A 24,407-nucleotide genomic window follows, 5' to 3' on the forward strand; every position below is an offset into this window, starting at 1 on the left:
CTTAAAGCCTAAACATTCATTAACTCGGTAAGGTATCCGGTATAATCTCTCGGAATGATTGCGCCCTTGTGCTGAATAACCCTTGCCGCCAGCTTATTGCCCCAATGGCAACACTCGTGCATCTCCATCCCCATACTCCATGCAGCCAGAAATGCCGCATTAAATGCATCTCCGCCAGCCGTCGTATCCATGACCCGATCCACCTTGTTTCCTCTCGCCATGCCATTTAGCCCATACTGAGACCACATTGCCCCTTCCTGGCCGAGCTTGACCACAACCTGCTTGACCCCCATCGAGTGCATGCGTTTGGCAATGATCGGCGGCGGAGAGTCGTGCATCCCAAGCAGCCGGTCCTCGTCATCAGCGGTAACCAGGGCAATATCCGCTAATTGATAGAGTTTGCCGATCCACTCACAAGCCAGAGATGATGATGGCCATAGCGCTGGACGATAATTTGAATCTACCGCTATCTTCACCCCCTCCTCTTGGAGGGTCTCCAGCGCCCGAAGCAGCAGGTACTTGTCCGGATCAGGCAAAATGGCCAGAGTGATACCGGTGAGATAGACCAAGTCAAACGCTTTCAAATCGTCAACAACCGAGCCAAATAGCTCGTGCCGGCAAAGGCAGCGCGCAGCAGAATCATTGCGCCAATAGTGAAAGCTCTTTTCACCGCACGGGGTATTCTCAATGGTATATAAACCCGGTAACTTCCCATCGAGCGTCAGGACAAACTGCGTATCAATTCCTTCCTGCAACCAAGATTGGCGCATGTAACGGCTGTAATTGTCATTACCCAATGCCGTCACATATGCGGGATTCATACCCGGCACCAGACGGGACAAATACAGCGCCGTATTGAGCGTATCCCCACCAAAGTACTGTGCTTGCTGACCGAATGGCTGACCACTCAGCTCAATCATGCACTCGCCGATCACGGCTACTTTTTTCTTTTTGAACGTCAGAGACGAGGCCATTGCTTGTTATCCATCACATATGCAGTTAACAGAAAATAAAAATGGCTACACCGGGAAATGAGAGAGCACTATTCGGTGTAGCCAAAAAAAGACTGGGAGTATCTTAACGCTTGCTTGTAAGGGGGTTATAGCTTGCCAGCACTCCCGCACACTGCAATCTTGTCCATGACCACCTTCTTCATCGCTTCCTTACCCGGCACGATATAGTGGCGCGGATCATTGGCATTAGGATTGTCGATAAAGTACTGCTTCACGGCATCGGAGAAAGCAATTTTCAATTCGGTAGCCACATTGACTTTGGTGATACCCAACTCGATACACCGGCGGACATCGGCATCAGGCACCCCAGAAGCACCGTGCAGTACCAGCGGGACATCCGTTTTACTGCGAATAATACCAAGGCGGTCAAAGTCCAGGCATGGCTCTTCTTTGTACATGCCATGGGCCGTGCCGATCGCGATAGCCAAGGAATCGATACCTGTCTTGCTGACAAATTCCAATGCGGCATCCGGATCGGTAAATAGCGCATCCTTCGCATCAACAATCAGATCGTCTTCCTGTCCACCCAAACGACCTAGCTCAGCTTCTACCGAGCAGTCCCAGCGGTGGCAGAATTCCACCACTTGCTTCACCAGTTCGATATTCTTGTCAAAGCTTAAGTGCGATCCATCGATCATCGCCGACTTAATCCCGGCCTCCACCTTATTGCGGATATCGCCAAAAGATTCATGGTGATCCAGATGAAGTGCAATCGGCATTTGGTATCGCTTCGCCGCTTCTTGGCAAATCCCTACCAAATAGTCAGTACCCGCATAGGAAAATGTCCCGGGAGTACCTGCCAGAATAACCGGCGATTGCATTTCTGCCGCTGTTTCAACCACAACCTGGACAGTCTCTAGGTTGTGAATATTAAAAGCAGGAACGGCATAACCGCCCAGCTGTGCCTTATGGAGCATTTCGCGTGACGAAACCAGAAACATATAAAACCTCAAAAACCTTCGTTATCTTTCGCTTTGATAATATTCGAAAACAAAAGCAAAATAAAAGATCTAGATCACATAAATACTTTCAAACCGAAAGAAATTAAAACTAAAAGAAATGCGACATTTTCGAGCTGTAGCAAGTGATCCCCTTGCGCAGCAGGTTATTCTTGGGTCTCTCCGCACGTCCGGTCAGTATTTCCTGGATTTTTCTTGCCAGTTTTTGCCGCTCCAGACGACGAGAAAGCGGATCTTGCTGCTCACAATACTCTGACTGAAAAATCACCACGACCTCTTTCGTTTTGAAAGTGCCAATCACCTTGGCTTCAATCGCAGGGATCTCAAATGAAAAGTCTCCCCGTTCAATCTCAAGCGGGTGCTCTTCTGCTTGCCAGAGATTAAGCCGATCCCCACAGTACAGGGCGATGTTTAACGCCCGCAATGACCAGAAGCTGCTTGCTGGACCACTGTAGTTATCCACCAGCCGTGCGTCATCGCCAAACAGGCCTTGCGTTGGCGCACCGTATTGCAAAGCACCGTGAGAGATAAAGTACTCAAGGCTGGTACGGAAGGCCCGTTTGGCCTCCCCGAGATGCAACCCGCCGCGGTAGGAATGACGGCGATTTAGATCGACCGCAGCCAGAAGCGGGGCTGATGCGGCTAGTCGGTAACACGCACTCCGGCCAAACAGAGGCAAGCCAACAGGGGTAAAGAACGCGCGGTAATTTTTGGAAAAAGCCTGCAAGCTGGCACGAATGAATTCCGGGTCAAAACTAGGATCAATTTGATCAAACCAATAGAGTGAATAATAAAATCCCCAGGCATTGTAATAGTCGTAGTTGCCTTTCGCGCCGTCCCGAAACCAGCCATCTCCGACATAGAACTCTTTTATCCTGTGGTAGCGGGTGTGATCAAAGTGATCCTCGCCGGTGAGTGAGTTGATCACCAGTTGCACGGTCAGCGGAAAAAGATGCCAATTATTGTCAACGGTCTGGCAATGGTTGACCTGCTTGAACCAGGCGACAATTTGCTTTTGCTGGCCATAGGTCAAGGTCGTCCACACCGTCTCCCGGCTCAACCACAGCGCCAGGGCCAGATCGGCGCTTTCACAGATGCGCTGATCATAATCATGCAACTCCCCCCAATAGCCCGGGTGGGCGGGATCGGTGCCGGCCAAAAACGCTTTCTTCAACCATAAGGCGATATCCAGCGGCTGCCCGTTCAGGCCGTTAAGCATGGTACTCGTGCCTTTTTGTCGGGATAACCAGGCTGCCAAGGTCGGGATAACCCGGCTGCATCCCTCCATCGCATCGGTACGAGCATTCTGCTGGCTCGGCCTTCCCGGGTAATACGCATGGGTATAATCCCACACGGCGTAATGTTCAAAGGCCTCGGCGACATAGCGAACCAAATCGTCACACTGCTGGCGCAGTTGGCCAACCGTTGAAAATTGCTGACGAATATAGTCATCATGCTGAGAGTAGGCTGCCTTGCGGTAGCGCAGCCGGGTCAAGTTCTCTTTGAACAACCTGAGATAAATGGCGGTATCAGGATGTTCGTAGGGAATAATGGGACGCTCGGTGGCGTTTATTGTTTTTTGCATCGGTCACAATCCATCGAAAAAGGGCCTCGAACGAGGCCCTAACATCACAGCAAGCTTTACTTCGCTGACTCCGTCAATACTTGGTATCGGTCTTGGCCCCAGCCCAGAGGAGCTGGCTTGGACTTGATCCAGTCATAGAAGGCCGCTTTAAGCTCGTTAACTTTCTCCGGGTGTTTGGCAGCTAAGTTAATTGACTCAGCGGGATCGTTCGCATAGTGATAGAGCTCAAATCCCTCGTTGCCGCCATCGTAGTAGTGAAGCGACCACTCCTGATCTTTAATTGCCCATTCGCCCTTGGAGTGTTTTTCGATGTACTTGCTCGGGATAAATTCCTGCTCCTCGAAGCTGATCCACTTCCAGTAATGGTTCCAAAAGTCGACATTGCTTGAGTCATAGTGAAGGGCCCGCGGGCCTGCCCAGTATAGATACTTGTGCGGTTGTTGTTTTTCCCCTTTCATCAACGGCATTATGTCCTTGCCGTCAACGCTCATTTCCTCGGGAATCGCAATGCCTGCAGCTGCCAAGGCCGTCGGCAAGATATCCATCGCCGAAATCATGGTATCGCTCTGGGTATTTTCCGGCAGTACCCCCTTCCAGTGGGCAATAAACGGAACATGGACGCCACCACGGTAACGCTGCCCCTTGAATGCCCGGTCCATGCCGTTCATCGGCATCGGTGACTCATGTACCGCCCCGTTGTCGGACAGGAAGAAAATCAGCGTATTCTCGTATTCTCCCAATGCTTTGAGCTTGGCGATGATCTGGCCAATCCCCTCGTCCGAAGCATTGACGTGGGCATAGTACTTGTCGACTTCGACATTGCCGGTATCAAAGCGATCCATATACTTAGCCGGAGCCGGCTGTTCCAGCGGGATATGCGGTACGCTATAGGCCAGGTTGACAAAAAACGGTTTATCCTGCTCGCTGGCCTGTTCAATAAACTGCAGCGTCTCGTTGGTCAGGTTATGGGTGATGAAACCCGGCGCGGGGACATTTTCGCCATTGCGGAAAATCGCCGGTGAATTATACAAGGCGGCACCGGAAGCAAAGTAGCTATAGGCATAATCAAACCCCCGCTCCTCCGGCCCATAGCCCGGCTCCGGAATCGAGATCTGGTTGTCATGGTAATCCCGTGTCTGGATGCTTTCGTCAATAAACTCTTTTCTGACCTTGGCATTGTGATACTTGCCGATATTCGCGGTGGCATAACCGTTTTCATTCATCAGTGCAGGGAGCAACGTGATATCGAGCGGGATCCCAGAATGTGCATCATCGTTGCTGTAGATACCGAAACTGTGCGGGAACCGCCCAGTCATCATCCCGGCTCGTGACGGGCCGCATACCGGAGTCGCTACGTATGCATTGGTCATACGCACCCCTTCATTGGCCAGCTGGGTTATATTCGGCATCGAGCGCTTGGCTGCGTCATAGAGTTTGTCGAAATCCCCTTCATAGCGCTCGGGCGACGGGCGCTCCGCCAATGCCTGCTTATCAATATTGTCCAGGGCGAAATCCAGCTGAGCGGTACCCAAGTCATCCATCACAATCAGTAAGACGTTCGGTTTTACCTGCTCGCTAGCCATCGACACTACCGGGCTTGCTGCACATGCAGCCGCTACCAGTCCGGCCAATACCGTCTTCTTTTTCGAGGACAGTGTCATTGTTCACTCCTTGATTAACTTGTTTAAAGTTGTGTTTTGTCGTTGTTGTATATCGTCGACATCGCAGGCATGACATCCGCTGCAATGCCACCGCGCTGGATGGCCTGCACCATGTGGTGCATGGCCGGTGCGGTATGCTTGAATATCTGTTGATAGGATTGGCAGAGATAGTTTTGGCGATGCTTCTCCCCCGGCAGCGACACGATGCGATGCTTCGGACAGCCGCCATAGCAAAGGGCCTGAACCGAGCACTGCTTGCACTGCTCAGTCAGCCGAGTGGACTTTGCCTGGCCAAAACGCAGCTGCTGCTTGCTCTGGGCCAGCTTGGCGATATTGGTTTGGCTGATATTGCCGAGTTTATTGGCCGGATAAACATAGTGATCGCACGAATAGACATCACCATTGGCCTCTATCACCATCGCCTGGCCACAATTTTTAGACTGCACGCAGACCGAGGCCGGATAGCCCATCCACGTTGCCAGAATACTGTCAAACATACGAACGTAGATCTGGCCAACATCCCGGGCAACCCATTCATTGAAGACATCGGTCATAAACCGGCCATAGCCATTGGCGGGCACCGAAAATGGCGTCAGTGTGGCATCGGCTGCGGGAGAATAATGACCTGTTGTACTCTGCTGGCAATGCGGCTCGATTTCGACAATAGGAATGAACTGCAGATGCTCCGAGCCCAGCGCCTTGAGGGCATGATACGTCTCTTTGCCCTTGTTCCAGTTCTGATCATTAATTACGGTCAGAGTATTGAATTGAACCTGATACTCTTTTAGCAGTTCGATGGCGTGCTTGACCCGTTCGAAAGTAGGTTTGCCGTTAACCGAAATGCGGTATTTATCATGTACCTCCGCCGCCCCGTCGACCGACACCCCGATCAAAAAATTATGCTCGGCAAAGAACTGCGCCCATTGCCGGTTAATGGCAACGGCATTGGTTTGGAAACTGTTGGTGATTGTTTTCCCTTCCGCATACTGCTTTTGGTATTTGACTGCATTGCGGTAAAAGTCCAAGCCAGCCAGCGTCGGCTCCCCGCCCTGCCAGGCAAAGTCAACCATGTCGCTATCTTGCGAGCGGATATAATCGCGTACATAGCGCTTTAGCATCGCATCTGACATTTGGTCCGCAGCCGCCTGCTTTGCTGTCTCGCCGGGCTGCATCATCTGCTCTTTTTCCAAATAGAAGCAATAGTCGCACTTAAGGTTGCAACGATAGCTGGCTGGCTTGGCCATCATATGAAAACGAGCATGATTAGAACGAAAGGTAGTCATTGCAAAAGCCCCGCATCTTTGAAAGGACATAAAAACAAAAAGAAAGTAAACGAAAGAAAATATACGCCAAAAAACGGAAATGAAAAACGTTTTTGATCACAAAATGAAACAAAAGGAAAGTTTTCAGGGCAAAACTGAAAAGACACAAAAAATAAGCCGGGCAATATATGCCCGGCTCCTGATATGAGGAGATTGATTAGGACACCGGCGCCAGTGTCAGCTCCTGCACCATGCCGAAGTAAATCTCGAAGGTCAGGGTGGTCGTCGACGAGTCAGTTTTCACCTTGACCTTATCGTTCGCCGTCACTGGCTGCCACCTGCCGGCCAGGGTGACACTGACAGAGGTTGGTTTCGCTTCCGTATAACGGGTCATGTTAAGATCCGGCGTAACCCCCGAGACCATCAACTGGCCATCGGCCAATTGGCGGGTCATGACAATGGCAGGCTGAGCCACCTGGGTCACCACGCCGCTGTCTAGGCTGACACTGTCGAAAGCAGCATAGGCTGTCACACCCGTTTGCTTGTCCCGTACCACATGCACTCTGCTATCCTCGCGCAAGACCTCGTAAGGCTTCTCACCTGACCCCTTGTAGGCTTCAGCCAAAGTGATCATTTTCTCCGCGGTGGCATCGAGCACTAACAGATACTCATAACCCGCATCCGACGGGGCGTTGCCATGGTTGATCCACGCGACAGAGAAGTTGCCTTCTGTTGGTCGGCGGGTTTTATCATTGGCCGACTGCTGGTGCTGGCGCCTGACTTCTACCGTGACATCACTGGTGATCAAATACCCGTTGCCGTGACCGTCCATCAACCAATCACCTTGGCCAAGCTGTGTCTGGTATGGCATGTCGCGCACCTGCTCGCCATTGACCCAGATCTCATCAGCCTGCGGGGTGATGCCGTGCTGGAACAGCGTGGTTTCCGTCGCGTTGCCCTTACTCGAGTTGCTGATATCGCTGCCCAGCATCACTACCCTGTCAGCGACGGAGAAGGTCGATTTCCTCGCGGTAAAGCTACTGTCAAACTTAGGCATTGACGGTGCTTTGAACTTAAAGGCAAACATCCCGAACTGTCCATCTAGCGAGGAAGCCCCGCTGAACGGCTGGTCGCCGCGCAGCATCAGCGTATGTGAATTCGGGCTGTCAAGCTGCTCCAGCGGCAGGTGGAGGGTTGTGGTACCCGGATTGCGATTCCAGTCCCAGCCGTCCTGGCTAAAACCTATCTCTGCCTGCTTGCCAAATGGCACAACTTGGACGGCACCGTGGCTTTGGTAGCGACCATATCGGTTGTCGCGGTAATAGATTTCCGATGACCAAACATTGCTGTTGTAGGCTTTCATCGTCACCATGTTGTCCCGGTAGCGGTGAATACCAAATGCCCCGCCGTTAAAGGCCCAGTAACCTTGCGGCAATGCCGCCGGGGTGATCGCTTCACCGAACAAGGCAACCGATTCGGCCTCGGTTTTCCCCGTGATCTGCAAGTAAGCCGCTGCCAGGGCCTTATCGACTTTCTCGCCGGTCTCCGGGTTGCCGGTCAGGGCGAGCCAACGGTAGGACTCATCAAGGTGGGTCACCGCAGGCGGGTTAAACGGATGGCGGCCAGACAGGCCGAGGCCAACTTCCGGGTTACTGTAGATCCATGCCGACAACATCGCTTTCTTAAGGGCGGCACGCCCTTCGCTGCTCACGCTAAACGGCGTGCCCTGCAACATATACACCAGCTGCGCGGCATTGTTGAATGCCGGGAATGAATACCCCGGATAGTTCCCCTCATGGCGCCATGCAGTTCCGTCAGGGCGCAAACCGTCGTAGCCTCCCGGCGGCGTTTGTGACAGGGCGATATTGATGTAGTTACCGAACTTCTTCAGCAGTGCGATGCGGCGGTCCTGATCCGGTTCGAGCATAAGCAGCGCCAAATGCTGACGAGAAAGCGTATTGAAGTAATCCAGATCCGAACTTTCCGGTCCCGCGACCATATCGAAGTTGGCCTTGAACTCACGTGAATACCACAGTAAGGCATCGAATATCGGCTGGCGCAGCTCGGCTTCGGTCAGAACCTCAGACATCAGCATGGCAGAGATATACCACCAGCGCGAGCTATAGCCCCAGTGGTGAGTAGTCACCAGACTACTGCCATCGACAAAGCCCTGGTCAAGAATATGCTCTGTCATCAGCACATACATGTCGGCCAGCTCCTGCTTGATGGCCGGATCGTCGGTTTTATGCCAAAAACGCCCGATGTTGAACAGGATATTGGAGTATTCTGACAGGGTGACATAATCAGCAAACAGTGCTTTATCTTCTTCCTTCATGAATTCGGGCTGATAAATCACTTTTTGCTTGCCGGTAATGATATGGCGCCCGGACAGCACCCCGTTTTCATCGCGCTTGATCCGCAGCGAGGCATACTGCTCGCGCAGTGTCTCCAGGCTATTAAACGCCTTGACCCCTTTGAGGCGCTCGGCCCCGATAAAGACATCAATCAATGACTCACGGATAGACTCGGCAGCGGCAATTTCGTGCTGCTGAGCCACAGGGAGCTGGGCCAGCAACCCGAAATCAATCTCAGGAATATCATAACGGGTGGTTACCTGATCGTCCGACCATTGGTAACGGGCATCGTCTACCGACAGCATGACCCGATCGATATAGAATGTCCCTTGTTTGGCTTTCCCCGGCGCGGTGAAGCGGATGCTATCCATGTCGCTGCGCGGGCCACCGGGCATGCTGTTCATCCCGCGGCCTTCACCGGAACCGTTGTCGGTGATCCCCAGCCCTTCTACTTCGCGGCCTTGAATATCGTTTTGCAGTGACACGCCGACGGTACGCCAGCCGGTGAAGTTCATGTACACTTTGAAGCCCGCATCCGCGTTAGACGCGGCACTGAGTCCCCGGCCCAAATCGACAATCATGTAATCATCTACCGGTACTTCATTGTACACCCAAAATGACAGCACCTGGGTTGCGGCACGCCCCCATGTCCGGCGTGCCTCCATGTCGGTCACCAGCGAAATCGGCTGGCGGAAAACCAAGGTGCTATTGGCGGTCCAGTCCCACTGCAGCGACTGCTCGCCTAGCACATATCGCGCCTTGCTCAGCGACAGGCTCGAGCCCTGGCCGGCTTCGGCGTAGTCCGGTACCGTCTCCCCGGTCATCGCCAAGATCTGTGACTGCATCACCGGTGGCGGTGCGGCCTGTTCTGTTGGTTGGGTAACAGATAACCCGGAACATGCAGACATACCAAGCACCGCCGAAATAAGCAGTGGCAACCTGCTGAATTTATGTAGAGAATTCATTGCTTAACCTTTAACTTTATTGGCAGGTACGGGCGTTGCCGCCCGTCGTCTTAGCACTTAGAAACGTTTAGAAACAGCCAGGCCCAGGAAGCCTTCTTTATAGTCATCACGCTGGTAGTACGTTAAGCCAGTTGACGCACTCAGGCCGTTGCCCATGTTGAGGTTGGCATTGAATTTCGCTTCGATAATGTCACCGCCGACAGCATCGCCATAAATCACGAAGCGGTCAGTCGAGGTGTCCATGGTCAATGCTGCACTTTCGCGGATCCGCTCATCGTCATCCATGTCGAAGTACGCCATCAGCGAAAACAGCGGAGTGAACTGGCCGTATGCCATGTCATAAGTGTTAAATGCAGTCACACCTGCACCCAATTGCTTGACCGAGTAAGAAGTGCGGTCGTACTTGAGGCTGGCCGGCGATCCGGTTTCGTTGTAGTCCTCAACACGCAGCCATTGGTAGTTGTAGGCAACCCGCGGTTCAACTTTCACCACATCGAGGTCGAACTTCATCCCCGCCATCACTTGGTAACCGACTTGGTTGGCATCGTACTCAGCCTTGGCCTGAGTATTACCCTCATAGCCGGTTGAGGTGCCAATCGAGCGAGTGCTGTTGATGGTGTTCGTCCCGATATTGACATTGCCATCGATAAAGTAGCGCTCGTTGAACCATCCGGTGTAGATCATTCCCTGCAGGCTATCGATGTCTTTGCTGTTGCCGGTATCTTTGATATCCGAGTTGGAGCGTGCATAGGCAATGGAAACGCCGAACAGCTTTTCGCTGTCGAAGACCCGATCAATCCCGATGTTAATGCCGTAGGTATTGAGATCATACCCGTGGATATCGCCGCTACTTTGGCTACCATAGCCAACGATCAAGCTTGTCCAGGCATTCCAGCCATCATGGGCTTTGCCCAGGTGGCTTTCGTTACGCAACACGTTGGTACGGTCATCGACCTGGCTGCGCATCTTATCCACCACCAGCATCGCGGCCCGGACTTCACTGCCTTCGGCATCCGGGGTCAATTCGTCGGCCAGGCGGGCTGTCGCCGCGTCATCCGTGCCTGAAGAGGCCAGTAACGCAAGCAGTTCGCCAGATTCATCCGAGCCTGTTTTATTATGCTGATCAAGGGCATAGTTGACCATGTAATCGGCAACCACAACTTCTCCGGCATTGGCTCCCCCTGCGGCAGCCTGCCCCACAAACTCATCGCCGCCCTGGTAGTTAACGGCATAGCGGGCGATCAGCTGATCACCGCTCACCCCGCCATTAACATCAGGGGGTGTTTGCTCTAGCCATGAGTCATCCACAGTCAGCAATGGCGACGTATCAAAGGATTCCGCCGTCCCAAAGCCCTCGCCGGCTTCAACGCTGACATTGTCACCGCCATTTATCCCGCCTTCCGATTCCAACAGCACCACGTCTTTGCCCAGCAAGTCGTTGACGTTGCTGCCGGTATACGAAAAGGTCACCGTGCTGTTTTCATTGAACGTCGTCGACCCGGTCACCAGCAAGATCGGGTTATTCAGATCGCTGTTGTCACCGACCTTGAATTCCATCGATGCATCCGCTTTATTGGTATAGTCCGCATCCCAAACCACGGTCTGGTCTTGGCCAATAATGGTCAGATTGCCGTAGTTTTCGATTTTATCGACCCCGGTGATGCTATGGCCATCAAAGGTAGCATCTTTCCCCGCACCGCCTTGGTAGCCGAAGTTGATCTTGTTGCCCTCAACCCCGTTACCTTTGATGTTGCCCTCAATCGTACCGTTGACATCGATACGCGCAGAGCTAGAGCTGGCACTAAAGTCGATCGCATTCTCGCTGCCACTGACCAAGCCGCCATCCTTGATATAAATACCCCGGTTAGGGTTGGTCGGTGTGCCCTGTTCGAAATCTCCATCAATTTTGATCCCGGTGCCGTTTTCGCTGACTACCTGGCTACCTTCGATATTGAGGTTCCCGGTAAACACCGCATCGCCATCGACATAGATGCCATTAGCCCCTTCCCCGGATACCCGAATGTTGCTCTTTAGGTACAAATTTGAAAACGCCGCCCCACCGCCCTGGTATTCAAGGCCATTGCCGTCAGCGACCAAAATGTCTCCGCCGCTATAGCTGGTGTCACCGTCGGTTTTGACCACGGTTTCACAAACAGTATTTTCGGGGCAGTCCGCCGCATTGGCGGCCATTGGCGTCATCAGGCAAGAAGCAATAAGCAGCGATAGTGTTGTGCGCTGAGAAACTGGAATTCTGTGCATATTAAAAAACTCTCAAGTAATTATTTTTAAGATAAAAGGACACTTAGAAGCTCACACGAGCACCGAGTTTCAGGTATTTGACTTGAGAGTCTTCCTTGCCCATCGTGAAGCCTTCCTTATACTCCACATCCTCAATGTAATATTCAGCCTGGATCCGTAGATAATCAGTCAGCGGATACGCCAACTGGATGGCATAACGTGACACTTTGCTCTGGGTCTTGGTCTCGTCGTGATAGGCGCTGTCATACCAAGCCGAGGTTTCGCCATAGCCCAGTGCGTAACGGACATACGGTGAAATAACCAAGCCGATTGGTGTATCCCAGTAGTAATAAAGTCGTGCTTGCTGGTTGTAGGTATGATCGGTCAAGCCCCATGTTTCGCCTTTGTCGCTGCGCTTGCCCGTGTTGTAATACGACAGGGTCAGACGCTGCTTGGCGGTAAGGTTGTAGCGGATACCTGGCTCTACTTCCCATGCCAGGTAATCACTGTTGCGGACGGTGCCGCTGACATTTTTGTCTTCCTGACGCTCCAACCCAAACTGCGCCTCGCCCCACAGCGTCCACTTATCACTGAGGTCAAAAATATATTTGGTTTCGCTGCTGTAGATATCATTGGTCAGGCGCGAACCGCTGTCATAGCTGGTGACATCCTGGCGCACTTTGGCACTCGGTTGGATCCAGCCGCCATCAAACCGAAAACGATAAGCGGCTTGAATTTCAGCTCGGGTGTAGACCTGCTTGCTATCATGGGTACGGTTGCGGTAACCGAGGTCAAAATACCAGTTCGAACCATCGGGGTTAATGTTCATGTCCAGCCTCGGGCCGGCATAGTCATAATCACTGCCGTAATCCCCTGACTCGTAACTCAAGGTTGCATTTAGCTTGGCAGCTTGTGCGACCATAGGAATACTCGCAGCAACCAGTACTGCACACAAAACAACCCTCGACGTTGGTCTCAATCCTGTTTTCATAACGATGCTAATGCCCTTCCACTTAATATCATCCAATTAGCAGCCGTAAATTTTTATTGTCCTGCTGCTTTCCATAGCATTTCAATGCCACTATTGATGAGTGGAATATTACGTTTATTTTCTAACCACAACTGTGATGAAGGGCAAATTTACGAAAACAAACGAAAGTAAACAAAAACACAAATCAAACTTTCGCATTTTTCCTAACATGGAAAAACAGATGAAGAAACGAAACAGGCCGGGCGTTAAACCATTAATGAAACTGATGGTATATACCGAAATTATTGAATCAACATCAATTGTCATACCTATATCGCACTATTAACCTTTCTAACAATGAAAACCAAAGCTGAATCACACTTTGAAAACAAAAGCAATTGAAAGCATTCACTGTTCAAGTTTTACCCATTAGACTCACCTCAACGCAAAAGAAAACGAAAGCACAGACTTTCATCTCACTTTCAAAGTAATTCACTCTGCATGGATGGAAATATGAAACTCAGATATTGCGCATTAGCCATCGCAACCGTATTAACTGGCTGTGGTTCCGACAGTGAAAATCCCGCCCAAGGCAATAACGGACAAGATTTTAAAGCGCCGATCGCTTCCTCGGTTGCTATCAGCGGGGACGCACTTGTCGGCTCAACGTTGACAGGCAAATACACCTTTACCGATCCGAACTATTCACCGCGCCCGGAAGGTGACAGCCAGTATCAATGGCGTCAGGCAGATGGCGACGCCGATACCGGCAATGACAAAGTACTGGGTGAAAGCCAGACACTTGCCCTGACGGATAGTGAGTTCGGCCAAAATGTCTACTTCTGTGTTACCCCTGCCGCGGAAGGTAACGTGAATATCATCGGGGAAGAAAAGTGCTCGGCGTCGGTTAACGTACAGAGCGGTGCCGGCGAAAAGCCCCAGGCGGACAACGTCATTATCGACAACACGGCTCCAACCGTTGGCGAAACCCTGACAGGCGACTACACCTATAGTGATCCTGACGGTGATGCCGAGGCAATAAGCCGATTTGTCTGGAAGAGCAACGGCAAGGACATTGATGGCGCCAACCAGCAAGGCTTCACCCTCACCGCAACCCAGGAAGGTGTCTCGATCCAGTTTTGTGTCACCCCTGTTTCAGAAAACCCTGATGGTTTGCCGAACTATCCGGTGACCGGCGATCAAGCCTGCTCGGATGCGACTACCGCGGTTGCCGCCAAGCAAGGCTCGGCACCGGTAGCCTCTGCCGTAACCACCTCGGGCGATCACACGGTCGGCTCAATCGTCACCGGCCAATATAGCTACCAAGACGATGACAATGATCTGGAAGGCGAAACGATCATTGCCTGGAAGCGCGACAGCGTGGTACTGCCAAGCGAGACGGCATCTAGCTATACACTGACGGTGGATGACAAAGGCGCCAGTGTGGAATTTTGTGTCACTCCTGTCGCTGCCACAGGGCTACCGAAACAAGGCAGTGAAGTCTGTGCCGATCCAATTACCGATGTGACAGAGCCGGTCGGCGACGTTCCAACCATCACCCTTGGTGATGTCGCCAGTGACGGTGATGTCCAGCTCGCCCAAGTCGGCGATACACTGACCGGCAGTTACCAGTATCAGCCATCAAGCTCTGGGGCCGCCGATGATTCGAAGGCCGTGTGGAAGGCCGGTGACCAAGTCATTGCCAGCGCAACCTGCACCACCGGCCAAGTTTGTGATCTGACTATCGGCGAACAGCAGCTGGGCCAGACCCTGACGTACTGCGTCACCCCCAAGGCAACCGACAGCCAGCCGGGTACCGAGCAATGCTCACCGGCACTGGATACCTTCGGCATTCGTATGAGCGGCAAGCTGGAGTTTGGCCAGGATCTTGAAGCTGACATTGTCGGCTACACCAACGCCCAGTTGTCATGGAAGGTCGATACATCCAATACCGATGGGCCTGCTGGAGATAGCTCGAGGGTAGAAGTTGCAACCGGCTCTATCTATACCATCGGACAAGAGGTATTGGCTAACATCACCCCAGAGTTTGAAAGCAGCACGGGTAACAACAACGGCATGATTGATGATGCCGACTGGGATCAGGCAATACGAGCGAGCGTCGTTGACTCAACCACAGTCAATGCAGCCCACTACGTCGGTAAAGACGTTGAGCTGTGCGTGACAAGCACCGAGCAGCCACAGCCGCAGTGCCTGTTGGCCTCGGCCCAGCCGACTGTCAGCGGCGGGGTGATCTACAACAAGGATGACTTTAACCTGCGGGCTATCGAGCCGGTTCGTGAAGTCACCTTCAAGGGTGCCGTTTACCACCGCCCACTTTCTTTTGCCGAAATGCAGACGGGCTCGGGCAGTGACTTCGGCCCGCTGATGCCAAAAGCCCACTACAGCCAAACCGCTATGGGCATTGACTGGGCAAGCCTGAAACTAGAGCATACCGACGGGACCAAGCCTGGCCTGGAAGTCTGCCTCAACCTGTATAAGCAAGATGAAACTGATAGCAGCACATGGTTCCTGCCTGCCAGCCGCAGTGACAGCGCCTATCTGCCAAATGGCTTCGAGGCTGAGGGGAATCAGCTACCAGTCGATGACGTTAACACCTACCTCATCAAGCTGGCCAATATCTACAACACCAAAGACAGTGTGGTCGGCCAAGGCATTGTCGGTAACCTGCAAGGCACGGCATCGCCAATATTCGGCTGGGTCACCAACAGCGCAGGCAATACCCCATTCTGGAGTGCAACCAAGCCCAACTCCAACCTAGAGCAGGCCAACTCGGTCAAGTTCTACGACAGTGGCTCATCGGGCAACAATGCCGTCGGCAACGGCCGCTTTGTCACCTGCGTCCGCGCTGCAGGCTAGGCAAAACATTCAGGGATGGCGCGAGCCATCCCTTTCTTCGTTCAGGAACAATAATAATGAAACCACATCTCCTCTCCTACTCGCTACCCGTAGCTTTTCAAACACTCTCTTTGTGCGTCGCCGCCGCGCTATGGACGCCGGATACTCAGGCCAATGCAGATCTCACCGCTCAAATCGAAAGCTTTGAGGCAAATGCTTTACCCGCTGATTTGAGTGGACAAGGCATAAGCCTCACCACCGAGCGTGCCATCATGGGTGATCAGGCACTTGTTTGGTCTTGGGACAAAGCCGATGCCTCGATCACGCTTAAACGCCACTTTTCCCGCCTCAGCGACAAAGAGGCCAACGAGGCCAAAGGCGTCTACAGCGGTTATACCCAGGTCCTGTCCTTCTGGCTCTACAACGAAACTCCGCAAGATAATGATCTGCGGATCCGGCTGGGCAACGCTTCGAGCTTTACCGACGAGTTTACCATTAACCTGAACTTTAGCGGTTGGCGAGCGGTGGGGGTTTCCCTCAACAATGATTTCAACCTCGGCCAAAACAGCTCGCACGCCGCAACGATGGATCTGCAGCAGCTCCGCATTCAGGCGCCGAGGGGCGTCGCCAGCGGCACGCTGATCATTGACCGTATCATGGTCTCGGTCGATGACAATCGCTATCAGTGGTCTGACGAACAGGTCACCACCCGCTACGACGTACCTGAAATTGACTTTGGCCTGAGCTCCCCTTTGCCGGCAGTCAGCCAAGCCGAACTGGATGATGCCGAACAGATCAAAGCCAGCTTGATCGACGCATTTTCCAGCAACCCCGGCACGATTGACAGCCTGGAATCTCGCTTTGCCCAGTTTGAAATTGAAAAAAACTCGCAGGGGGTGATCTCCGGTCGCCATATCATTACCGACAAACAACAAGTTATCTATCAACCCGACCACCTTTCGCCAACCGACAAACCAGACTTTGATCAGTATGCACTGCTTGGCGAAAGCGACAGCAGTGGTGACAAGCTCGCTGGCTACGCAGAGCTGATGTTAGATCTCGGCAAGGCCTATCACCACGCTGCCTTCATCAACGATCGGGAGCGAATCGCCGACATGTACCTGCTGATGACAGAGCATTTGCTCGATCAGGGCTATACACACGGCAGTAGCCTTGTCACTACCCACCACTGGGGTTACAGCGGAAGGTGGTGGTATATTTCTGCGCTGATGATGGAACAACCACTGACCCAAAAAAGCCTACTGTCACCCGTATATCAGGCCCTGCTGTGGTTCTCCCGCGAGTTCAAGGAAAGCTTCGATATGGCGTTGAAACCTGATAGTTCTAACCTGGACTATTTCAACACCCTATCCCGCCAGCATCTGGCACTGTTGCTGCTCAACCCTGACGACCAAGAGCGGATTGCCCTGCTGCATAAATTCAGCCAATTCTTTTCCGGTGCGCTGGCCCAAACCCCGCCGGGTACCCACGACGGGCTGCGTGAGGATGGCACTGCATGGCGCCACCATGGCCATTACCCCGGCTACGCATTCCCGGCCTTTGAAAATGCCGCCCATGTCAGCTTCATGCTAAAAGATTCAGCATTCGAAATTGCCGAACCGGCACTCGACAAGCTGAAAAAAGCCATGATTGCTGGCTGGCACTACAGCAACCCGTATGTTCCCCTTGCCCTGTCCGGCCGCCATCCGTTTACCGATCTCAGCGTCAGCCGCTACAACAACGGCATCAAATGGCTGGCCCAGAGCTACCCGATACTGGATCGCACCCTGGCTTCGATTCACCTCCAGGTAGGCAATTACAGCCAAGCACAGAGCAAGGCAATTTTTGGCGAGGAGGTTGAGCCGGCCGCGCTGCCTCAGGGCAGCTGGAGCTTCAACGGCGGTGCATTTGCCGTCCACCGCAGCGGGGACAAAATGGCAGTTATCAAAGGCTATAACCAAGATGTCTGGTCGGCGGAAATCTATACCAATGACAACCGCTACGGCCGCTATCAGAGCCACGGCAGCGTACACGTGATCCCCGCGGGTGATCCGGTCGATAACGGCTACCAGCAAAACGGCTGGGACTGGAACCGCAACCCCGGCGCGACAGCTATCCATCTCGACTATGACCAGCTGGAAAGCCCGAAGTCTTCGACCCTCATGCTGCGATCGGATGAAGGCCTGAGCGGGGCCACCTCGCTGGACAATCGCTTCACCCTGTTTAGTTTCAAGCACAAGGCCCCACAAAACCTAGCCCAGTTCGAGCCGACTTTTGTTGCCGAAAAACATGTGCTTGCCGCTGGCAACCAGCTGTACCTGAGCGGCAACGGGATCAGCAACCAAGACGGCCAGCATGCCACCGAAACGACCCTGTTCCAATTGGCAATGACACCGCAATCCTCAGGAATTTGGATCAACGGCCAGCATCATGACGCCACGAGCTTCACCACCGAGCTAGGCAGCGGCGACTGGATCATCGATGACAACGGGGTTGGCTATTACCTGATCGAAGCCGACAAGGTGAAGGTGCGCCGCGGCGCCCAGCAGTCACGCCACAACAAGACCAAGGCTGACACTAGCGGGCAATTCTCGTCGGCATGGATAGATCATGGCGTAGCCCCCGCTAATGCCGGCTACCAATATGTCATGGTCATGGATACCACCCCAGCCGAGATGGCCAGCCTCGCCAGTGCGTTTGCGACCTCCCCTCGCTTTAGCACTCTCGAGCGCAGCCTCAACGGCCACGTAGTCAACGATCGCGCCAACAACCTCTTCGGTTACACCAGCTTTGCAGCCAACGATTTCAGCCAAGGGCCGGTGAAACACCTTGGAACCGCCAGTCAACTTCTGGTGCAGCAGGACAAGAAAGAGATGTCACTCAGCGTCTCCTCATTGACGCTCAACATCGGTGAAGATGACGCCCCCACCCAGCCGGTCTCGATTCGCATTGAGCTGACCGGGAAATGGGATGTCGATACCCAGGGGATCAACTACTACTACCAAGGCAACAATACCGTGGTGACGGTTTCGAGTCTGTTCGGCCAAGCTGCCACCGTTGCCCTGAGCCAGGACGGCGGCAACGACGGTAACGGCAACGGCGGCGATACCGGAGGCGGAGAGGATAACGGAGGAGACGGCAATGGCAACAGCGGCCAGCCAGCCTCTGGCGGCAGCGGCGGCTCCAGCTCGGCCTTAGGCCTGATCATGTTGGCTATATTGGCCGCAAGAAGAACCAGGTTGTAATACGAACTAAGGGGCAATCATGACGTTGCCCCTTTTACTTTTTGCTCTAGCACGCCTGATAAATAAATCCGCAGCGATACAAGGTCTGAGTTTTATAAATTGTTTTTGCCCCAAAGTTTGCTAGCACTATCAAAAGCAGTAATACCTCCTTAGCCTTTTGACTTAATTTATCTAATATCGTCATTTTGAGCCCAAGTACCTATTCAGTTGGTCCATAGTCAAGTGTTAATTGAGGGTTATGATGAAAGGTCAAATTGTAAAGTGGGAAGATTTCATGGGTTATGGATTTATCTCGGTTTTGAATTATCAACTCAGAGTCTTTTTCATGTATCTTCAATTGATAGCATCGTTCGTTCTAACTTAATGACCATGTGTGTCTTGATTTGAGTGAAGATATTCAAGGCCACATGAGCATCACGAATGTGTACATAACATACCGATAACCGTTTTATTCAGTTCTGGTTAAGCCACCAACAACTAGTGTCTTAAATGAACAATCTTCCGCGTAACCCAAACACGTAAGTATTACTCTCTCGTGATAAAATAGGCCCATTAATCCATTGAAAGTCAGGGGTTACTTGAAAATAGTCGCCAAACTGCATGTTGTAGTATACCTCTAGTACTGTTTGACTATCATCTGTTCCCCAAGACTCTTCGTTTGCTTGGCTCCAGTTAAGAGCAACACCAAGATTGTTGTTATCAGATCCTAGGCCAAAGTAACCAAAGCCAACCGAGATAGAGGTTTCATAAAGCGCAGCGTCTCCCTGAAAAGAGAATCCTCCGCGAAGAAAGGGCATGATTTGCGGCGTGGTAAAGTAACTTAATGAGTAATTTAAACCTTGGCTGCCCTTAGCGCTGTGTCGTACTGAGCCATCATCATTAAATGTGGCATCAATATGCCAATAAGTCAGATGAATATTGTCGGTATAGATTTGCTCTTGGGAGACTGTCCAACCCAACTCGAGTGTAGTGAAATAGTCGTTATCATTGAAAAAACTGTCAAAGCCATCAAAAATATCATTAATATCTGAACGGCCGTTCGCATCAGCTACCCCTGCTATGAGGTAATAATTCTCTATAATCATGTGCCCGACAGAAAGGGCGAGTAATCCATCGTCAGGCAAACCTATTGCTCCTGAACCGGTCTGAAACGCAAGGTTATAAAATCCAGTCCAAGGGCTTGCTAAGGCATATGCATCAACGTAGTCAGTGACGTCTTGAAAACCAACGATAAGAGAAGTCTTATCGCTATTAAAGCGTTGTTTCCAGTGAAAGTTGGTCATACGACCGCCCTGATCGCTATAAGCAGGTTGAATCATTCCGATGTATCCCAAACCCTCTTTACCATTGAGGTCAGACAGGAATGCATACTGTTTTGGCGCGTAATCTGTAAATGCATGTCTATGTTCGATTTTCCATACTAGTCCGCCAGTGTTTGTAGAATTTCTACCAACCAGATCCCACTGACCATAAAAGCGTAATACACCACTTGCAGAATCTACCGTATTGCCTTGAGCGCCATTAGGTGAAGTTAAACCCATGACGTTGTAGTCTAAACCAAAAGTGACACCCGATGCCGTTAATTGCTCGCGCCAAGTGAGTCGCTGTGTTTTCTGATTTGCAATAGTATTACCCACGGTATCAGGGCCACCGAAGTTAGCAGCAAAGGTTTTACCCATCACACTCAATGAGAGTATTACGATAGAAAGAGTAAGAAACCACATGTTCATACTGAAGTCCTTTCAAGTCGAGTCAGTCTGTTCCTTTAGCCAAATATACATCGGTTAAAGTCATTCATAATCTATTACTTCTGTTGCTGCTAATGTATACCCCGTGGTGACATGACTTGTCCCATCGATGATATAGAGATCTTCTGACTGGAGGTTTGACGTAATCGTTCCTTCAACCCACACCGGGAACTGTACGGTTCTAATTTGAAACCCTTTAGGGTACGAAACTCTAATGATTTGATTCGCAGGAGGAGGAGGCATATGAATACAAGCACCTGCTACTGGCACCAAAAGAAAATCGGTTGAAACCATTGCATCCGAGAATTCTAATGGGATCAGGAATCCAGGAATTTTTATCCGCTGTCCATCGAAGGCATCAGTCACACTTTCTGCTGCACGTTGTTTGGCTTGTATGTACTTATTACGCATATTCAAATACATAAAAGCATCAATGCCATCTTCTTTCAGAGATGCCTCAACTGCTTTAATTCTTGCTTTGGATTCTGGTGTGCTGTACCGAGACAGGGTTAAAACTTCCTGAAGATAGTTTTTTTGTTGGTCAGTCAAATCAGGTAAAGATAGCGCCACCGGCTCAGTTTTTGGTATTAGGTTCAGCCAATCAAGAGTTATGGTTTCTGTTGCAAAACAACCAAACGAGCTTGCTGTGAGAAATGCTAATATTACTCTCTTCATACTTGGTACCTTTACATGCCGAAGCTCAATCCTTAGTCGAACTCAAAAAGTAAATCGCTCCCCATTGTAAGAGAGCGATCTGTTTAAGTGCTAAAGTGTGTTTTTGTAGATAACACCATCTTTCATGATGAGTTTAATCGTCTCAGGACTATCTGGGCGTTTATCTGCCCCGAACCATTTATCTCCTGTCCCCACCACCGAGAAATCTTCAAGTGGATTACCATCTAAAAGTAAAATATCCGCATACGCACCTTCTTCAATGACACCCAACTTAGCTTCAGGGTATGGGTTGGTAAAATCACCGGTTAAAGTAGATATTTCGCCACCGATTGAAGTTAACGTCTTCATTGACTCAAACGGACCAAAGAAATCATGATTGAGTTTTTTTTCATAAGCGATTTGAATATTGCAATCATCGACAGACCCTACACAATCGGTTTGAAAGCCACGTTTCACGGGGCATTTCTTCATGTTTGGAATATATCCTTTGAACGTTTCCGATGCTGATTTTGCTTTACGGTAGCTAGACGGCACATTTTTAATCGAAGGTATATCCATTAATCCAGGGTCAAAGGCCGTCAAGTTTGTTGTGATATAAGCGCCTTTCTCATTCATAATTTCCGCTATCTCACAATCAAATGCGAACCCGTGTTCGATGGATTTCACACCCGCTTCTAGCGCTCCCAAAATCGCCTCCTTACGATACGAGTGAGCCATCACATAACTGCCATAACTTTCAGCAACTGCCACAGCAGCAGCCAGCTCTTCAGGTGATCCCGCCAGTAGCTGCCAAGGGTCAAAAGCTGAAACAACACCGCCTGACTGCATGTATTTCAGTTGTGTCGCACCCATTCGGAAATTGTTCCGACCATACTTTTTCACCTCAGCGACACTATCGACTTCTTGAGCAAGATTTAATCGTCCAAAGTTGGACTCCGTTCCAACGGGGGCGGAAAAGTTAGCAAAATCTGCATGCCCACCACGAGTACTTAAAAAGGCCCCAGATGGGTAATATCTGGGGCCAATAATGTCTCCCGCATCAATGGCACGTCTCAATCCACCGTTGGCTCCACCAGCATCGCGAACCGTGGTGAATCCCTGCATCAAATACATTTCGGCCATTCTTGTTGCGTGAATTGCAAAATCTTCCCATGTGGATCCAGCTTCCATTGCCGGTAAACTGGGGCCCATAAGCATTAAGTGTGCATGGTTCTCAATGAATCCTGGAGTTAACGTTTTTCCTGAACCATCAATGATTTTTGCATCATTACGGGCTGTAATCTCTGAAGGTGAGATTGTTTTTATCTTATTCCCCTCAACAAGAACGTAATGATTTTCATAAAGTTTATTTTCTGTTCCATTAAAAATGTCAACGTTAGCAAATATGGTCTGAGGTAATGGCGCCTCATCATTTGCGAAAGTCACAGATGCAGTAAGAGTCAGCGCTGACGCCAGAAAAACATATTTCATTGGTAACCCCTTCTAATGCATAAAATACGCATGTTGCCCAGCCCCATAGAGCCTGGGAACTATATGCGCAAGAGTTTATAAAAGTGAATCTAGTACAAGTTCAGACCATCAGCTTGTTAAAAGGCGACATTTTTCTAAAATTAAGACTCTCATGGTCGGAAGTGTAAGGATGCACCCATGAAACAATGCTATTTGTTAAGAACGAGTCACGTTCAGCCGTTTATAAAGGAGATGATCGATATCGGCATGCCTCTTTCTAGCATGCTACATAAGTGTAAAATCGAGGAACATTGGCTCAGCAATCCTAATCAACTCATCAATGAACCCTCGGTCTGGCAATTACTCCATATACCTTATGCGCGAGAGGGTGTCGTCGACTTCGGATTCCAAGTTACACAGAGAAATGCACTAACAAGCTATGGGGAATTTGGCCGCTCTCTAACCGCTTCTTCAACTGTTTATGAGGCAATACAAAAGTTTATTAGCAGTATGCCAAAGCAGACCAATGCACCGACTTTTAGGATTCAAGGTGATAAAAACGATTTGTGGTTTATAAGGGAAGGGATCAAAGGGTTATCAGAAGGCTGTGAACAAGTTGAGCAACATGTTATCGGTTTGATGATACAAACCGTACGTTTGGGTGCTGGTGATACATGGGTTCCACCCAAAGTAAGAATGCAAACAAAAAAATTAATCCAAGGAGTAGGACGCTCTTTTCTTGGAGAAAGTGATATTACTCTGGGCCATATACATACCGCTATTGCTATACCCAAAAAGATCCTACTGCAACCAATCAGCTATACATATGATTTTATAAAGACAGAGGTAAATGAGCGAATCATTCCTACCGAACCGTCTATGATGATCCATGATTTAATGAAATATGGGCATGGGTCTACAAGATTTGAGTTGAAAGCTTGCGCTCAGCAGTTAGGGGTTCATCCAAGATGGCTCCAGCGTAACTTAAGAGAAAACAATACCAGTTTTCGAGAAATCGCGACAAAATATAGAATGGAGTTGGCTAAAGCTCACCTGACCGATGCCAGCATCAGTATAACTGAGGTAGCACTTGAGCTGGGGTACTCTGACCAAGCTAACTTCTGGCGTGCTTTCATAAAATATACTGGCGTTAGTCCAACAGAATACAGAAAGTTTATTGAGCAGAGTTAACAATTATTATTACAGCCACAACCCATCCTTCACTTCATAAAAGCTTATGAGCCATAAATCAAAGGCGTTGCTATGGTAAACGTACAGCCTATTTTGGTACGAGTTTGCCTTACTGAGATTAATCTGTGAAATTCTAAATTATAAAGGGTGCTAACTCGGAAATGTCCAAAAATGTGTCATATAGTAAAGCTTATTCGTGTAAAGCTTATTCGTGTCACTGGAAACTTGCGGTTTCA

The 24,407-nt window shown here is 50.7% G+C and carries 14 protein-coding genes; 3 read left to right on the top strand and 11 right to left on the bottom strand.

The genetic code is table 11. The features are described 5' to 3' along the window. Positions 1-8: 8 nt before the first annotated feature. From C9J03_RS10655 to C9J03_RS10690, 8 genes are all read right to left on the bottom strand, one after another. Complete coding sequence (locus tag C9J03_RS10655; protein WP_082060601.1) at positions 9-974, bottom strand: sugar kinase; 966 nt, start codon at positions 972-974, stop codon at positions 9-11. 125 nt (positions 975-1,099) lie between these two features. Then, positions 1,100-1,954: a tagatose bisphosphate family class II aldolase gene (locus tag C9J03_RS10660; protein ID WP_039462190.1), complete on the bottom strand. Its 855-nt coding sequence runs from the start codon at positions 1,952-1,954 to the stop codon at positions 1,100-1,102. Positions 1,955-2,063: 109 nt separating this feature from the next. Then, positions 2,064-3,557, bottom strand: coding sequence for a DUF2264 domain-containing protein (locus tag C9J03_RS10665; RefSeq protein ID WP_044623176.1), 1,494 nt, complete (start codon positions 3,555-3,557; stop codon positions 2,064-2,066). Positions 3,558-3,613: 56 nt separating this feature from the next. Beyond that, positions 3,614-5,218: a sulfatase family protein gene (locus C9J03_RS10670; protein WP_044623175.1), complete on the bottom strand. Its 1,605-nt coding sequence runs from the start codon at positions 5,216-5,218 to the stop codon at positions 3,614-3,616. 23 nt (positions 5,219-5,241) lie between these two features. Then, a complete protein-coding gene (locus tag C9J03_RS10675; RefSeq protein WP_044623174.1) occupies positions 5,242-6,501 on the bottom strand; it encodes an anaerobic sulfatase maturase in 1,260 nt (419 codons plus the stop codon). A gap of 196 nt (positions 6,502-6,697) precedes the next feature. Next, the gene (locus tag C9J03_RS10680) at positions 6,698-9,799 is read right to left on the bottom strand and encodes a chondroitinase family polysaccharide lyase (protein WP_052829754.1); all 3,102 of its coding nucleotides are present in this window, start codon (positions 9,797-9,799) and stop codon (positions 6,698-6,700) included. A gap of 57 nt (positions 9,800-9,856) precedes the next feature. Then, complete coding sequence (locus tag C9J03_RS10685; RefSeq protein ID WP_044623173.1) at positions 9,857-12,058, bottom strand: autotransporter family protein; 2,202 nt, start codon at positions 12,056-12,058, stop codon at positions 9,857-9,859. 43 nt (positions 12,059-12,101) lie between these two features. Further along, positions 12,102-13,028, bottom strand: coding sequence for an OmpG porin family protein (locus C9J03_RS10690; RefSeq protein ID WP_044624455.1), 927 nt, complete (start codon positions 13,026-13,028; stop codon positions 12,102-12,104). Between the two features lie 492 nt (positions 13,029-13,520). Here C9J03_RS10690 and C9J03_RS10700 point away from each other — a divergent pair, with 492 nt between their 5' ends. Beyond that, positions 13,521-15,884 carry a hypothetical protein gene (locus C9J03_RS10700; RefSeq protein ID WP_044623171.1) on the top strand — a complete coding sequence of 788 codons (2,364 nt, stop codon included), beginning with the start codon at positions 13,521-13,523 and terminating at the stop codon, positions 15,882-15,884. A gap of 56 nt (positions 15,885-15,940) precedes the next feature. Further along, positions 15,941-19,108, top strand: a complete 3,168-nt coding sequence (locus tag C9J03_RS10705) for a chondroitinase family polysaccharide lyase (protein WP_052829753.1) — start codon at positions 15,941-15,943, stop codon at positions 19,106-19,108. A gap of 485 nt (positions 19,109-19,593) precedes the next feature. On the opposite strand, the gene C9J03_RS10710 is transcribed toward C9J03_RS10705, so the two are convergent. From C9J03_RS10710 to C9J03_RS10720, 3 genes are all read right to left on the bottom strand, one after another. Further along, a complete protein-coding gene (locus C9J03_RS10710; RefSeq protein ID WP_044623170.1) occupies positions 19,594-20,838 on the bottom strand; it encodes a carbohydrate porin in 1,245 nt (414 codons plus the stop codon). A 60-nt stretch (positions 20,839-20,898) separates the two neighbouring features. Continuing rightward, positions 20,899-21,531, bottom strand: coding sequence for a DUF3299 domain-containing protein (locus C9J03_RS10715; RefSeq protein ID WP_044623169.1), 633 nt, complete (start codon positions 21,529-21,531; stop codon positions 20,899-20,901). 90 nt (positions 21,532-21,621) lie between these two features. Continuing rightward, positions 21,622-23,001 (bottom strand): metal-dependent hydrolase family protein, encoded by a 1,380-nt coding sequence (locus tag C9J03_RS10720; RefSeq protein WP_052829752.1) that lies wholly within the window; start codon positions 22,999-23,001, stop codon positions 21,622-21,624. Positions 23,002-23,178: 177 nt separating this feature from the next. Here C9J03_RS10720 and C9J03_RS10725 point away from each other — a divergent pair, with 177 nt between their 5' ends. Further along, positions 23,179-24,171 carry an AraC family transcriptional regulator gene (locus C9J03_RS10725; RefSeq protein WP_044623168.1) on the top strand — a complete coding sequence of 331 codons (993 nt, stop codon included), beginning with the start codon at positions 23,179-23,181 and terminating at the stop codon, positions 24,169-24,171. The last annotated feature ends 236 nt before the right edge of the window (positions 24,172-24,407 follow it).

The organism is Photobacterium gaetbulicola, from assembly GCF_003025515.1.
Taxonomy (GTDB): Bacteria; Pseudomonadota; Gammaproteobacteria; order Enterobacterales; family Vibrionaceae; genus Photobacterium; species Photobacterium gaetbulicola.

Bases quoted from the DNA above. Each gene is read 5' to 3' on its own strand.
- C9J03_RS10685 (WP_044623173.1), bottom strand. From the start codon at position 12,058: ATGCACAGAATTCCAGTTTCTCAGCGCACAACACTATCGCTGCTTATT.
- C9J03_RS10710 (WP_044623170.1), bottom strand. From the start codon at position 20,838: ATGAACATGTGGTTTCTTACTCTTTCTATCGTAATACTCTCATTGAGT.
- C9J03_RS10675 (WP_044623174.1), bottom strand. From the start codon at position 6,501: ATGACTACCTTTCGTTCTAATCATGCTCGTTTTCATATGATGGCCAAG.
- C9J03_RS10705 (WP_052829753.1), top strand. From the start codon at position 15,941: ATGAAACCACATCTCCTCTCCTACTCGCTACCCGTAGCTTTTCAAACA.
- C9J03_RS10715 (WP_044623169.1), bottom strand. From the start codon at position 21,531: ATGAAGAGAGTAATATTAGCATTTCTCACAGCAAGCTCGTTTGGTTGT.
- C9J03_RS10670 (WP_044623175.1), bottom strand. From the start codon at position 5,218: ATGACACTGTCCTCGAAAAAGAAGACGGTATTGGCCGGACTGGTAGCG.
- C9J03_RS10680 (WP_052829754.1), bottom strand. From the start codon at position 9,799: ATGAATTCTCTACATAAATTCAGCAGGTTGCCACTGCTTATTTCGGCG.
- C9J03_RS10720 (WP_052829752.1), bottom strand. From the start codon at position 23,001: ATGAAATATGTTTTTCTGGCGTCAGCGCTGACTCTTACTGCATCTGTG.
- C9J03_RS10700 (WP_044623171.1), top strand. From the start codon at position 13,521: ATGAAACTCAGATATTGCGCATTAGCCATCGCAACCGTATTAACTGGC.
- C9J03_RS10665 (WP_044623176.1), bottom strand. From the start codon at position 3,557: ATGCAAAAAACAATAAACGCCACCGAGCGTCCCATTATTCCCTACGAA.
- C9J03_RS10725 (WP_044623168.1), top strand. From the start codon at position 23,179: ATGAAACAATGCTATTTGTTAAGAACGAGTCACGTTCAGCCGTTTATA.
- C9J03_RS10660 (WP_039462190.1), bottom strand. From the start codon at position 1,954: ATGTTTCTGGTTTCGTCACGCGAAATGCTCCATAAGGCACAGCTGGGC.
- C9J03_RS10690 (WP_044624455.1), bottom strand. From the start codon at position 13,028: ATGAAAACAGGATTGAGACCAACGTCGAGGGTTGTTTTGTGTGCAGTA.
- C9J03_RS10655 (WP_082060601.1), bottom strand. From the start codon at position 974: ATGGCCTCGTCTCTGACGTTCAAAAAGAAAAAAGTAGCCGTGATCGGC.